The organism is Kitasatospora sp. NPDC036755 (assembly GCF_040636595.1).
GTDB lineage: Bacteria > Actinomycetota > Actinomycetes > Streptomycetales > Streptomycetaceae > Kitasatospora.
The window spans coordinates 73,037-86,577 of sequence record NZ_JBEZUT010000003.1 but is presented as its reverse complement, the minus strand read 5'-3'; the positions used below and the strand labels follow the sequence as shown (position 1 = coordinate 86,577).

General features: G+C 73.0%; 10 protein-coding genes. 7 read left to right on the top strand and 3 right to left on the bottom strand.

The window, feature by feature from the left end; translation table 11 throughout:
- Positions 1-219: 219 nt before the first annotated feature.
- Positions 220-1,296, bottom strand: a complete 1,077-nt coding sequence (locus AB0E96_RS01370) for an RICIN domain-containing protein (protein WP_359817147.1) — start codon at positions 1,294-1,296, stop codon at positions 220-222.
- A gap of 829 nt (positions 1,297-2,125) precedes the next feature.
- Here AB0E96_RS01370 and AB0E96_RS01365 point away from each other — a divergent pair.
- Positions 2,126-2,878 carry a HisA/HisF-related TIM barrel protein gene (locus tag AB0E96_RS01365; RefSeq protein ID WP_359817145.1) on the top strand — a complete coding sequence of 251 codons (753 nt, stop codon included), beginning with the start codon at positions 2,126-2,128 and terminating at the stop codon, positions 2,876-2,878.
- A gap of 335 nt (positions 2,879-3,213) precedes the next feature.
- On the opposite strand, the gene AB0E96_RS01360 is transcribed toward AB0E96_RS01365, so the two are convergent.
- Entirely contained in the window at positions 3,214-4,290 is a 1,077-nt protein-coding gene (locus tag AB0E96_RS01360) for a phage tail sheath C-terminal domain-containing protein (RefSeq protein ID WP_359817143.1), read from the bottom strand.
- Between the two features lie 232 nt (positions 4,291-4,522).
- Here AB0E96_RS01360 and AB0E96_RS01355 point away from each other — a divergent pair, with 232 nt between their 5' ends.
- The 3 genes from AB0E96_RS01355 (at position 4,523) to AB0E96_RS01345 (ending at position 8,486) form a co-directional block, all read left to right on the top strand.
- Positions 4,523-4,870, top strand: a complete 348-nt coding sequence (locus tag AB0E96_RS01355) for a hypothetical protein (protein WP_359817141.1) — start codon at positions 4,523-4,525, stop codon at positions 4,868-4,870.
- Positions 4,871-5,498: 628 nt separating this feature from the next.
- Entirely contained in the window at positions 5,499-6,611 is a 1,113-nt protein-coding gene (locus AB0E96_RS01350; RefSeq protein ID WP_359817139.1) for a hypothetical protein, read from the top strand.
- A gap of 813 nt (positions 6,612-7,424) precedes the next feature.
- Positions 7,425-8,486, top strand: coding sequence for a hypothetical protein (locus tag AB0E96_RS01345; protein ID WP_359817137.1), 1,062 nt, complete (start codon positions 7,425-7,427; stop codon positions 8,484-8,486).
- A gap of 168 nt (positions 8,487-8,654) precedes the next feature.
- On the opposite strand, the gene AB0E96_RS01340 is transcribed toward AB0E96_RS01345, so the two are convergent.
- Positions 8,655-9,200 (bottom strand): hypothetical protein, encoded by a 546-nt coding sequence (locus AB0E96_RS01340; RefSeq protein ID WP_359817135.1) that lies wholly within the window; start codon positions 9,198-9,200, stop codon positions 8,655-8,657.
- Positions 9,201-9,432: 232 nt separating this feature from the next.
- On the opposite strand from AB0E96_RS01340, the gene AB0E96_RS01335 reads away from it, so the two are divergent.
- From AB0E96_RS01335 to AB0E96_RS01325, 3 genes are all read left to right on the top strand, one after another.
- On the top strand, positions 9,433-10,335 hold the full coding sequence (locus tag AB0E96_RS01335) for a carbohydrate kinase family protein (RefSeq protein WP_359817133.1): 903 nt from the start codon (positions 9,433-9,435) through the stop codon (positions 10,333-10,335).
- A gap of 40 nt (positions 10,336-10,375) precedes the next feature.
- On the top strand, positions 10,376-12,580 hold the full coding sequence (locus tag AB0E96_RS01330; RefSeq protein WP_359817131.1) for a trehalose-6-phosphate synthase: 2,205 nt from the start codon (positions 10,376-10,378) through the stop codon (positions 12,578-12,580).
- 320 nt (positions 12,581-12,900) lie between these two features.
- Positions 12,901-13,494, top strand: coding sequence for an endonuclease domain-containing protein (locus tag AB0E96_RS01325; protein WP_359817129.1), 594 nt, complete (start codon positions 12,901-12,903; stop codon positions 13,492-13,494).
- Positions 13,495-13,541 lie beyond the last annotated feature (47 nt).

Genomic DNA, 13,541 nt, shown 5'->3' with positions numbered 1-13,541 from the left:
TCGGGCGCGGGTCCTTGTAGCCGCCGAGCGGCTCGGTGGCGCCCTTGTGCATCGAGGTGATCGTGTCACCGACCTTGGACTGCCGGACGTCCTTCCCTGTCCGTAAGTGCCCGCCTGCCCGCTTCCGGGGCGTCCGCTCCACCTGTCAGCGCGTGCGGCGGCCGGACGGCGAGCCGGCGACGGGCGCGGCAGGGCCAGGTCCCGCCGCGCCCGTCCGCTTCAGCCCGTGTAGGCGTCCAGGACGGAGCGCGCCTCGGTCAGCGTGCGCCAGTCCATGACGAACTCGCCGTTCATGCGCTCCAGCACGTAGTGGTCGCCGCGGAACCACAGGCACTCGGCGAGGCGGCGGCCGTCCCCCTGGTAGGTCCGCACGATCTCGTGTTCGCGGGCGTGCTCGTGCTGTTCGCTGCTGGACGTGGTGACCTTCAGCTCACGGCTCAGCGTCGTGCTCATGGCGGAGGAGAAGCCCTTGACGGCGAACGCTGCCTCGGCGGTGACGGAGATGCTGGTGGTCGACTCCACCGCCCTGGCGTTGCTGGTGACGAGCCCGACCGTCTCCTTCTTCGTCTCCGTCTTCTGGTGGGTGCCCGAGTGCTCGTAGAAGTAGACCTGCTGCCAGTAGCCGTACCGCCGGAGCACGTAGTACGGGCTGTTCTCAAGCTGCCACCGCGGCGAGGAGTCCTTGACCGCGAAGAACGGCATGACCGCCTGGCCGACGAGCGTCTCCGGGGTCCGGTCCTGGGCCGGCTGCGTGAAGCCGTCCATCCTCACCACGTCGCCGATGCCGTTGGGGTCCGTGTCCACCCGGTCCAGGCCCGTGATCTCGGGGTACTCGTCCTCGGCTTCGAGCTCCCACCACTGGTGCTCCCGCTTGTCGGCGGGTGCCCGGTCGTACTGCTGGAGCCCGGCGGACGGCGAGGTGCTCCAGCTCGCGACGGTCAGGTACTGGCCGCTGTTCACGTTCGACACCAGGTGAGCGCCGCCCGGCTGGGCGGTGAGCCTCCACGTCTGCGACGGCTTCTGCTCCGGGGGACGGATGTGGTACTGCTCCACGCCGAGCGAGGCGGAGGTGCCGTCGCCGTCGACGTTGAAGCACAGGCCCGTCACCTTGTTCACGAACACCACATCGCCGTTGTCCAGCGGCATCAGATGCCAGGTCTGCATGGCCCGCAGGCCATCGCCCTGCAGCCCGTACTGCTGAAGCTGGATTGGGCCGGTGCTCCACGACCGCGGGGTCACGTACAGCCCGCTCGCCCTGTTCCGCACGAGGTAGGTCCTGCCGGGTTCGAACGTCATGTCCACTCCTTGCTCTTGTAGGGCCCGCGCACACGGGCGCGGGCGGGACCGGACGGCGACCGCGCGGCCCGTCGTCGGCGAGGCGGTGCGCCCGCGGTGCAGCCGGCCTTCACGCCCTCCAGCGCGGTGGCCGGTGCCGTTGCCGGCGGCGACGGCACCGCCGGCACCACACGCAGTCCCCGGTGCCGGGGCTCCCGGCGCCCGCGAAGGCGCCGCTTGCCGTAGCGGGCCCTCGGCGGCACGCCGCCCCTGTGTCGTGCGGCGCGGCGCTCAGGACAGGTCCCGTCGAGGCTGCCCCGCCACCGGGTGTGCGCCCTAGAAGGACGCGGGAAGGCCGGAGAGGCCGTCCGACTCCCATGTCGGCAGCCAGACCCTGACCTCATCCGAGACGGAAACACTGCAGACGTCGCCGGGCGGGCAGCCCTCCAGCAGATCCTGACCGGCCGCAGCGTGGGCAGGGGCGCCCAGAGGCGGAACAGCGATCAGCGGGACGAGGAAAACGGCGGCGGTCAGGGCACTCCTGGCGGGCTTCATGCCGTGTGAACGATCCCGCCGCGCCCGCAGTAACGATCCCGCGCACAGACCCGGCCACCACACGGCGGGCCAGACCCGGGACGGGCCCCCGCAAGGCCGCACACAGTGCCCGGCAGGCCGGGTGAAGGCCGCGCACGCCTTCGCCCCGCACGGCAAGACCGGGCTCTCGGCCACCAGCCTGCCCCCCGGTTTCCCCCCTCCAGGCGGAGGGCAGGTAGGTCCCCGCGGCCCGCCCGCGGGCCGCGCCCGGGCGCAACCACCGCGCCCGGGGACGAGACGACGAAACGGGGCCGCGATGCCGTTCACCCTGCTGCCGTCCATCCACGTCGGCGACGGCCGCGTCATGCACCTCCTCAGAGGCGAAGTCGTCCCCGAACCCCGGCGCACCGACCCGATGGAAACCGCCGCCGCCTTCAAGGAGCAGGGCGCCCAGTGGCTCCACCTGCTGCCCCTCACCTCCTGGGGACTGTCCTTCGACCTGCGCCTCATCGACCGCATCGCCGAGCACACCGGCCTGAACATCCAGGTCGCCGCCGGCCACACCGTCACCGACGACCACTCCCTGGCCCGCATGCTCGCCACCCGCTGCGCCCGCCTCAACCTGGGCACCGTCACCTTCGACGACCCCACGTGGTGCGCGAAGGCCATCGCCGAGCACGGCGAGCGCATCGGCGTCACCCTGCCCGTGTGGATCACCGCCGAGGGGCCCCGCGTGGCGCGGCACGGCCGGATGGCCGACGGCGGCTGCCTGTGGGAGGCCCTCGAACGGTTCGACCGCATGGGCTGCACCCGCTACGCGGTCACCGACGTCGGCCGCGAGGGAACTCTGACCGGCCCCAACCTCCACCTGCTGCGCGAGGTGTCCGCCCGCACCGACGCCCACGTGCTCGCCGCGGGCGGCATCGCCACCCTCGACGACCTGGCCGCCGTCACCGCCCTCGCGCCCGCGGGCGTGGCGGGCGCCCTCGTCGGACGCGCCCTGTTCACCGACGCCTTCACCCTCACCGACGCCCTCACCGTCGCCCACCGCCCCGAACAGCACGCCTGAACCCACCGGGCCCGGTGCCCTCGCGGCACGGCACCGTCATCGGCCCGCGCGAAGCCCGGCGGGCTCAGCGCCGTGAACGGGGCTGCCCGGGAATCCCCCGGCAGTCACCCCGCCGGGCGGCGGGCGCACCAGACGGCCGGGGCCGGTGGTGGTGCCCGTCCACAGGCACAGGCCGCCCTCTGGTGAGGGCGCGAGCCGTCCCGGGGCTCCGCTCGCGGTACCGTTCGGGGCCTGGGCCGGCGAACTGGCGGACAAGGGGGGACCGCGCCCGCGGCGTCACGGGCACCACGGTGCTCATGGCGCCGCGGTCCTGGCGGCCGGGGGAGCCGGGCCGCTCAGACCTCGGCGGTCATCGCGGTCACGGTGACGGTGACGAACTCGGCGGGGCGGACAGGGGCGAAGCCGACCGTCAGGATGATCCGGCCTGCCTCGACGTCCTGGTCGGTCATCGTGACGCCCTTTCCGACCCGGACGCTGAACGCCTCCGCCGACGTGCTCCCCGCCAGCGCGCCCCGCCGCCACAGGCCGTGCAGGTAAGTGTCCGCCGCAGCCTGTACCCGCGTCCACGTCGGCTGGGTGTTCGTCTCGAAGACCGCCATGCTCAGCGCGTTCTGAAGGTCACGTCCGACCGTGTCGGCCAGACGCCGGACCGGAATCTGCGCCCACGTGCCGCCGGTGTCATCGAGCGTCCGGGCGCCCGTGACGACCGTTCCCCTGCCGCCGGTCTCGTGCAGGAAGTTGACCGGCTGGGCGCCGCCCAGCTCCTGCTCGGTCACCTTCCGGGCCGCACGAGCGGCCCTGATGCCGACGTCGGCCGGCGCGACCCACACCCCGCGGTCGCGGTCGACCGCGGACCACACGCCCGCGACCGCGCCCACGGGCGGCACCGGCTGGGACTGGTCCCCGGACGGGACCAGCCAAGGGTGGTAGAGGACGGCGTGGGCGCGCTGGTCCGCGGTCAGCCCGAACGCCAACGCCGCGTCGCGGGCCTCGTGGGCGTCGTGGTCCCGGCCGGCGTGGAAGATCGCCATCGCCCGGCGGCCGGCCGCGTACGCCGCCACCGCCCGCGCCTGCTCCCCGGCCGCGTCGGCACCCCGGTCCCACAGGCCGACCGGAACCAGGACCGTCACATCGCCGAAGGCACCGACCCCGGCCAGCGCCTCCCGCACGCTCCGGCCGGAGGTGTCGGCCAGGTAGCAGAAACCGCCGCCGTTGTCGAAGTACCCGCGCACGACACCGCCCGCGGCTGCGGCCAGGACGCCGCCCCCTGCGGTCTGGAGGAAGTGGAGCAGGCTGTCGACCCTCACCACACCCTCGAACGCCCTCCCGAAGTCCCCGAGGAAGACCGGCACCGCAGTATCACCCGACGACACCCACAGCCCCCCCGTGGACTGCTCGTCCACATAACTCATTGACACACTCCGACCGGACTAGGAGACGACACGACACGGGCCAGGCCCCGGCACCGCAGCCGCCGTTGACGACGACAAGGCACGGCGGGGCCGCTACTTCAATTCCGGAGCGTAGCGAAACCGGGACCGCCGGGTGATCGCATCCGGCACTTCCGGGCAGGCCGGGGACTGCGCACCGGAGCGCCGGGCACCCAGGCCGGCCGACGACTGGTCGGGGCCGTCAATATCACTGATGGCCGGGAAGGTTGCTGTGGCGGAGGCGGTGTTCTTCTCCGAGGAGAACCACAAAGGCGCGAGCAGGGAGCTGGGGATCGGACGGCACCAGATCGGCACGGAGTCCTCGATCTCCTCGGCCCGCGCCCCCCAGGGATGGACGGCCACCCTCTACACCGGTACGGACTTCGACGGCGAGCAGCACCGCGTCACGGGCGACGCCCCGACGCTGGGCGGCTTCAACAACCGCACGGCCTCCATCGAGATCGCGGGACCGCCGGTCTCCGCCCGCGCGAGCATTCTCGAATCGGAGACGAAGATCGACTCGATGTCGGACATCCGCGTCGTCTTCGAGGAAGCTGACTGACCGCCGGGAACCGTTGACCACGTGACGCGCGCCGGGGTGGCGGCACCCTTCACCCGCCCGCCGCGCACACCGGCGCGCGCCTCGCCGCCCCGGGTCCGCCCGGGACGGACCCGGCCAGCCGTGACCATCATCGCGAGCGCCGCACACCGTCCACGCCCCGGCCGGCACGCCCGGGTTCGGGCCTGCCCCGGCCTGGCCGGCCCCGGGTCCGGTCCCCACGCCGGGGGAGACGGCACCGGCCACAGCCCGGTGACGACGGCCGCCCCCCCCTTTCGACAGCCCGTCACAGGCACCGGCCAGCACGCGACTCCCCCAGCCGCAGCCGAGTCCGACTCGACGACCGAAGACAACGCCACCGGAGCCGGCGCCCCCGCTGCGCTCTGCCGCCAGGGCCCGGCCTCCGCCCTGACGTCCGGTCCGCCAACTGCTCCCGCGGCGGCCGTCCCTGCCGCACCCCAGCCCCCTTGGCCTTGACCATCCGGTGTCCCCGGCGGCCCGCAGGTGTACACGATCGTGTGGTCCTGCCGGCAGGACGCCCGAACGGCCCCCGCCACGCACCTACTGTTCCCAGCGGAGCGCGCTCCCGGCCCCGGGAGCGGTCCACCGGAGAACAAGGAGCTGGTCCGCCATGCCCGGAGCACCCAGGACTGCCACCGAACGCCTGGACCGCCTGAACGCCGCCCTGTCCGGCACCCGGGCGCACAGCCGCGCCGACAACCGGATGCGGATGAACCGCCCCGGCAACATCCTGTTCGGGGTCCTGCTGCACGCCGCGGCGCGCCTCGACCAGGGACTGCCCCTGACCGACCTGGAGCAGCGCCTGATCACCCAGGCGGGCAAGTACATGCCCGCACAGGAACTGCCCGCCTTCGGCCGGGCCTACCGCGAAGCCGTCGCCCGCGGGTCGATCGCCGTCCTCCCCCAGGCGATCACGGACGTGCCGGTGGAGAAGGGCTTCAGCAGCGCCGACCTGACCGCGGCCCTGCCCGCCCTGACGCAGGAGATCAACGCCCAGGACAACGTCCGCGTCGTCGACATCAGCAAGCTCGGCAAGGACGAGCCGGTCGACAACGACGACTACACCGCGGCCATGGCCCGGTACGGCCGCGGCATCACCATCCTCAACGCCCCGCGGCAGGAGTCGGACACCCAGAGCCTGCTGGACGTGCACATCCGCATGTACCGGTTCACGGCCACGAGGGAGTCCTCCGGGGAGGCCGGCAGTGACGAGATCTACTGGGGAGTGAGCGCGGGCAGCGACACCACCGCCAGGAGGTCGTTCAAGACCAGGGAGTACGGGTCCGTCGACACCGGCGAGACCCACCAGTTCGACTACGCGTACCGCAAGGAGACCTACGTGTTCAGCGGCACGGTCGACAGGCACCTGTCGACCGAGTTCGAGTGCTGGGAGGCCGACAGCAGCCCCGGCAGCTTCTACAGCAAGCTGATCGAAGCCCTGTCCGACTTCTCCGAGCACGCCGCGGACACCTCCAGCGAGATCTCCCAGTTCTACGACAACGAGACGAGGAAGGCCGCCGCCTGGGCCGCCCTGCTCGCCGTCGGCGCGGGCCTGCTCAGCTCCCTCCTCAGCCTGTTCATCAACGACGACGACCTCGTCCTCGCCCGCTCCATCGGCTTCTCCCGCGAATACCTGATGGACCTCCAGCGGATGGAACAGGACTGGTGGGACTTCAACGGCGGCGACGGCGGCAGGCACCGCCTCTTCCTGAAGTTCGCCTAACCCGACAGATCCACCCGCCCTCCGGCCGGCCCGGCCCGCGAACGGCGTGCCGCAGGACACGACCAGGGCCGGCCCGTCCCACAGCCCGCACGCCCCGTGTGCCGGGCCGCAGGCGGGCCACCCCGCCCGGCACACGCGGACCCGGCCGGCGGCACGGGCCGCCGCCCGCGGCGCACGCCCGAAACACGCAGACGGCACCGTACCCGCGAGGCCACCGCCGCGGCCGCCCGGCGGGCCCGCTGCGCTCTGCCACCGGAGCCCGGCCTCCGTCCGCCGGCGTCCGGTTCGCCAACTGCTCCTCCGGCGACCGTCCTTGCCGCACGCACGCCCCTGGGCCTTGACCACGCGACGTCGCCGGCGGCCCGGATAACACCCCGGATGCCCGAGGAACCGCAACGAGTCCACCAGCGGCGAACACCGAGCACCGTCCGGCCGCCATCGGCCGACGCCGAACCGTCCCGCCCGTGCAGAGAAGCGCCCTGAGGCCACCCGGCCGCGGCACCCGCCACGGGCAGCCCCAGGGCCCGGACCCGAGCACGCCGCCCCTGTCCGCGCCCCGCACCTGCCCGGGCTGAGCCTTGCGCACGTCAACTCGCTGTTGGCGCCGCCGGATTCCGGCTGGGCCGGAGTGGGTATCGAGATCCGTCGACGGGTGACGGCAGGGCTTGACCACACTGCTCAGGTCAAGCGTCAAGCCGTACGGCACGGTCCGCCTGCCGCATGGACAAGCCGCCTCGCCCTCGGGCGGGCCGCCACCGTGCCCCACCCCCTGCCCCCGGCGCACACCGCTGGCCGATCGAGCGCGGAGACACGATGACGGACTTCCAGAACCTCGCCGGCCCCCGGACGGAGGAGGCGGCGCGGAAGGCGCCCCCCGGCTCCGGCCTGGAGGCCCATCACCAGTGGATGACGGCGCTCTGGCGCACCAGCAGGATGGCCGGCGAAGCGCCCCTCCCGGTCGACGGCGCGGACGCACTGCGCTACGTCGCGCCACAGGACCGCGACGTCTTGGAAGCTTTCTTCGACTGGTACTGCCGCAGGTTCCCCGTCACACAGCTTCTTGACCTGAAGCATCTGAAGGACCAGACGCACCTGACCGTCATGTCTTTCCCGAAAGTGCGGGATTTCAGCACGCTGGCCACGCTGAACCACGCCATGCTGGTGACGTTCTACGTCGACGACTACCGTCACCGGCTGGATCTGGTGCGACTGCTCGACGACAGTCGCGCGGACACAGTGTTTCACGCGTTCATGGAATACATCCGGAGTGATATTCCCGGAACCTACGAAGAATACACGGACGTGTTCCGTGAGTTTCTCGCCGGAAGCCTGCTGCAAGGCAAGATCAAGCGGAGTGATCTCCTGTACAGCAGGGTGAAGAGCAGGACCATGGGCATCGTACCCGTGCACTACATCCTGTGGAGCCTGTACGGGCTCCCGTCCGGGAAATTCGGCGCCCTGAAACTCCACAACTACATGCACTGGCTGGAGATCGACACGGTCCTGGTCAACGACCGGTACTCACTCGCCAAGGAGTCCGCCTCCCGCGAGTGGAACGCACTTGGCGCACACGAGCTCACCCACGAAGAGCTGACCGCCATGATCGACGACAACTACGCCCACCTGATCACGGCCCTCGGAGAGCTGCTGGCAACCGAACAAGACCGGACGTGCGTGGAGGCGTACGAGGACTTCAAGATCTGCGCGGACGCCACGAAGACCTGGGAGGAGTTCTCGCCCAGGTACCACCCCGACCAGGACGGCACGAAGACCGAAGGGCCGGAACGCGGCCGGCCGGCGCCCCTCCGCATCCCCTGCGGCCCGACAGGACTGGGAACCAGCGGCCTGCGACTGGACGGCAACAGCACCGGCTGACCCGACAGACAGCGGCAGCAACAGGAAGCCCGGCGTCCAGGGCCCGCAGGGCCCCCGCAGCCGGCCGCCGCGCAGGACGCGGCTCATGGCGGCACGACGGCCCCACCGGGGTGCGCCCCGCCGCCCGCACCCCGGCGGGATGCGGGCGCGCAGGCGCCCGGCGCCTTCTCAGTAGGCGGTGGTGGGGTAGCTGGGGGCGGCGCCGGGATGGGCGGGGTCGGCGACGAGGACACCCTTGTTCTTCGGCTGGGAGAGAAGAACGTGCCAGAAGCAGTCGACGGCGGGTCCGGTGGCGTCACGGTGGGGGGCGATGCTGTAGATCGTCTCGCCCCGGGCCTCGGCTGCGGCGGCGGACCTGGTGGAGATGAAGCCGTACAGGTCGCTGTTGTTCCAGACCTCGACGACGGGGTTGGCCGGGCCCTCGGGCGCGGGCAGTTCCCGCTCGTCGTCGTAGAAGGTGCCCTCGCGCTGGTGGCGCTCGTCGTCGGCGAGGGCGGTGTCGACCAGGCCGAGGGAACGGCCGTCCTTGAGCCCGAAGCAGACGTCCGGGTGGTGCGCGGTGTCGCTCTTGCACCGCGCGATGGAGGCGTAGCGGTACCAGGTGTCGGTGCCGGCGGCGTTCGCGGGCCCGGGGGCCGCCAGCGCGCCGGCGGCCAGGGCGAGGACGGCGACGGCCGCGGCGGCGGCGCTCCTGCGTCGTTCGACGGTGATCACACGAGACTCCCAACGCCGGGCCGGGCCCGGCACACGCCAATAAGTCCCACTCAGCGTAGTGGCTCGAACGCTTTGCGTTGCGCCGTGTCGCGGGCCGGGGCCCTGGCGCAGGCGTTCGCCCCAGGGAGCACGGCGACACCCCCGGAGGGCCTCTGGCCCCCTCGGGGCGGGCGGGCGTATGCTCCGCCGGATGGAGAGCGGCGGCGCAGCACCTGGGTGTGAAGTCCTCGTCGTGGGAGCATACTTCGCCGATCTCGTCTTCCACGGCCTGCCGCACCCGCCCGTACCGGATGGCGAGGTGTTCGCCGAGGGCCTCGCGCTGGTGCCGGGCGGCGCCTACACCCTGGCCATGGCCGTGCGCCGGCTGGGGCGCAGCGTGGTGTGGGGCGCGGACTTCGGCGCGGACGTGTTCAGTGCGCAGGTGCTGGCGGCGGCGCGGGCGGAGGGGCTGGACGAGGCGGGCTTTCGCCACCATGCCTTCCCGGTGCGCAGTGTGACGGTGGCCCTGTCGGGGCCGTGTGAGCGGGCGATGGTCAGCTATCAGGACCCGGTGCCCGCTCGTGCGCTCGTGCCGCTGGTGGAGTGCCACCGGCCGCGTGTGCTGATGCTGCCTCAGCTGCGGTGGGACGAGGAGACGGTGGGGGCGTGCCGGGCGGCGCGCGGGACGGGGGCGCTGGTGGTGATGGACGGCCACGACACCCCGGCGACGCTTGCGGACCCGCGGGTGCGGCGCGTCCTCGCCGAGGTCGACGTCTTCACGCCCAACGCCGCCGAGGCCCTGCGGCTGACCGGCGCGGCCACCGTGGACGGGGCGCTGGCGGATCTCGCGGCCCTGGTCCCGACCGTCGTGGTCACCCGCGGCGCCAGCGGGGCCGTCGCCGTCCACGGCGGCGTGCGGTACGAGGTCGCGGCGCTCGCGGTGCGGGCCGTGGACGCCACGGCGGCGGGTGACTGCTTCAACGCGGGCCTCGTCCACGGCCTGCTCGCCGGCTGGGACATGCCCGCCTGCCTGGCCGCCGCGGCGGCCTGCGGGGCCGCGGCGACGACGGGCCCCGGCTCCACCGCGGCCCTGCACGCGAAGGACCTGCCCGGCTGGCTGGAGGGCGCATACCCCGCCCACCCAGCCGTGACGTGAACACTTCACCACCGGGTGTGGTCGTGTTAGCTTCACTCGGATGTCGAGGATTCTGGTCACCGATCTGGACGGCACCCTGCTCGGCGGCGGCACCGGCGAGCGGCGCCGGCTGCGCGACGCACTGGCCCGCCACCCCGGGGTGAGCGTCGTCTTCGCCACCGGCCGGGGAGCGGCATCGGTACGCCAGGTCCTGCACGACGCGCTCGTCCCCCGCCCGCGGTGGATCATCGCCGACGTCGGCGCCACCGTCCTCGACGGCACCGGCCTCTCCCCCCTCCAGCCCCTGCAGGAACAGCTGCGCGCCGGCTGGCCGGGCCAGGAGCGGGTACGCGCCGCGCTCGCCGGCTTCCCCGCCCTCACCTACCAGCACGCGGTCACGCAGGAGGGCCGCTGCTCGTACTACCTCGCCCCCAACGGCCTCACCCCCGAGCTCACCGCGAGCGTGGAGGCGCTGGGCTGCAGGTGGGAGTACTCGGCGGGCCACTACTTCGACGTCCTGCCGCCGCGCGCGTCCAAGGGCGGCGCGCTGCGGGCACTCGCGCAGGCGCGGGCCTGGCCGGTGCGGTCGATCCTGGTGGCCGGCGACTCGCTCAACGACCTGTCCCTGTTCCGCCTCGGCACCCACGGCGTGATCGTGGCCGGCGCCGAACCCGCGCTGAGCACCGCGGTCGGCCACGACCCGCTCGTCCACCGCCCCAGCCAGGCGGGCGCGGGCGGCATCCTCGCGGCCCTGCACACCCTGGGCTGGGTGACCCCGCCCCGGCGTCCCCGCCGGCGCGGGCACGCACTCGTCGTCGGCTACCACCGCCCGCCCGCCCACCGCAGCAACGCGGGCACCCGCACCCCCGCCAGCCCCAACGGCATCCTGCCCACCCTGACCAGCGCCTTCGCCGACGGCCTGCCCGGCATCTGGGTCGCCGCCACCACCCCCGGCACCAGCCCGGCCCCCCGCACACACCCCGCCGAGGCGCCACCCTCCGCCCCGCCGGCCGGGGAAGAGGCCCCCGCAGCCCGCCGCGACGGGCCGCCCCTGTCCCTCGTGCCGCTGAGCGCACACCAGTGGAGCGGCTACTTCCACCAGGCGTGCAAGGAACTCCTGTGGCCGGTCCTGATGTCCGAGCCCCACCGCATGGCCTTCCGGGAACGGTCCTGGGCCGCCTACCGCGCCGTCAACGCCCGCTTCGCCCGGCACATCGCCGACCGCGCCGCGCCCGGCGCGACCGTCTGGCTGCACGACTACAACCTGTGGCTCGTGCCCGGAATCCTGCGCACCCTGCGGCCCGACCTGCGCCTGGGGCTGTTCCACCACACGCCCTTCCCCCCGGCACTAACCTTCGCCGCCCTGCCCGTCGCCGCGCAGCTGCGGGCCTCCCTCGCCCAGCTCGACTGGGCCGGCTTCCACACCGCCGCCTTCGCCGAACACTTCCGAAACGCCCTCGGCAACGCCCGCCCCCTGCCCCGCATCGGAGTCCACCCGCTGGGGATCGACCGGCCCGCCATCGAGGCCATCGTCCGCACCCGCCCCCGCACCGGGCCCCCGCCGGCCCACCGCCTGGTGCTCTCCGTCGAACGTCTCGACTACGCCAAAGCCCCCGTGCAGAAGGTCGACGCCCTCGAACGCCTCCTCACCAACCGCCCCGACCTGCGCGGCCAGGTGACCTTCCGCCTCATCTGCCCCCCACCGGAACCAGGCATCACCGCCTACGACACCACCCGAGCCCTCCTCGAACAACGCGTACGCCAGGTCAACACCACCTGGGCCCACGACGGCTGGCAGCCCGTCGACTACCGCCCCACCCACCTCCCCTTCCCCGACGTCGTCGACCAGTACCTGGCCGCCGACGTGCTCTGGGTGACCTCCCTCCAGGACGGCATGAACCTCACCGCCAAGGAGTTCGTCGCCGCCCAGACCGCCCACCCCCGCCCCGCCACCCACCGCCCCGGCATCCTCGTCCTCTCCCGCCACACCGGAGCCGCCGCCGCCTTCGGCGACACCGCCCTGCTCACCGACCCCCACTCACCCGAAGACCTCACCAGCACACTCGCCCGCGCCCTCACCACCCCCACCGCAGAACGCGAATCCCGCATGAACCGCCTCTCCCACCTCCTGGGCCACGAACGGCCCGTCGACTGGGCCCGGCAAGTCGTCGACGCCATCCGGCAGCCACCAGACAACCCGGACAGCCACGGCCGCCCCGACCGGATCCGTCGCGGCCCGGTTCGGCCGGCGGCGAGAAGGGCGTGAAAGCGCCCGCGGGCGCCGACCGCCAGGCGTAGCGGGCACCAGGGCGATGGGCCCGGCATCGTGATCCGGGGCCGCCTGTGGCGCCTGGTCGGACAGTCCGCCGCAGCCGGCTGGCGCCGGGTGCCAGCGGTTGCACCGTGCTGCTCGGGCCGAAGGCGCGCGGGTTCCAGGGCAGGTCCCCCGGCAAGATCACAGCAGGTCGTATCGTCTCTGCGGTGGCATCCCCCTCTTCCTCCGACCTCCCGGTCCGGCGCTTCTCGTCACCGTTCCCCAAGGGCTATACACCCTGTTTCAAGGGCCATCCGGTACGTTCGCAGCCCGTGGTTCCGGAACTGGCCCGCCGGGACGAGACCCGCACCGGCCTGTTCCACCTGTGGGACCCGCAGTGGGGCGCGCGCGGCATGAGCACCCTCGCCTGCCCCCGCTTCTCGGGCTGCACGCCGTTGGCACCGGAACACCTGGGGGAGCCGATCATGGCGGCGCTCGTTCCCCCCGCGCAACGCTGCGGCGGCCCCTCGCCGTGGCCCACCTACGTACAGCGAGCCTGGGACGGACCCTTGCCGGAGCGCTGGGACGACGAGGTCATCCCGCGCTGGTACGTCTGGTGGCGGCTGTTCGAACTCCAGGGCGGCCGGTGCGCCTGCTGCCTGGCCTCTCCCACCGCCATCGACCACGACCACCGGACGGGGCTTGTACGCGGCCTGCTGTGCACCTCGTGCAACTCGCTCGAAGCCGCCTGCTTCCGCCGGGACCGGATGTGCATCCACCCGCCGCCGCACTGCTTCAACGCCTACTGGAGGAACCCGCCCGCGCTGCTGTTCGGATGGCTGTGGCACAACAAGTCGTCGTTCCGCCTCGCGCCCTGGACAGGGGGGCCTGCGGCTGCGGCGCCGAGGCGTCGGGCATCCTCCTGACCAAGCCAGGGCCCGCCCCGGCAACAGCCCCGGAGCCTGGCTCAGCG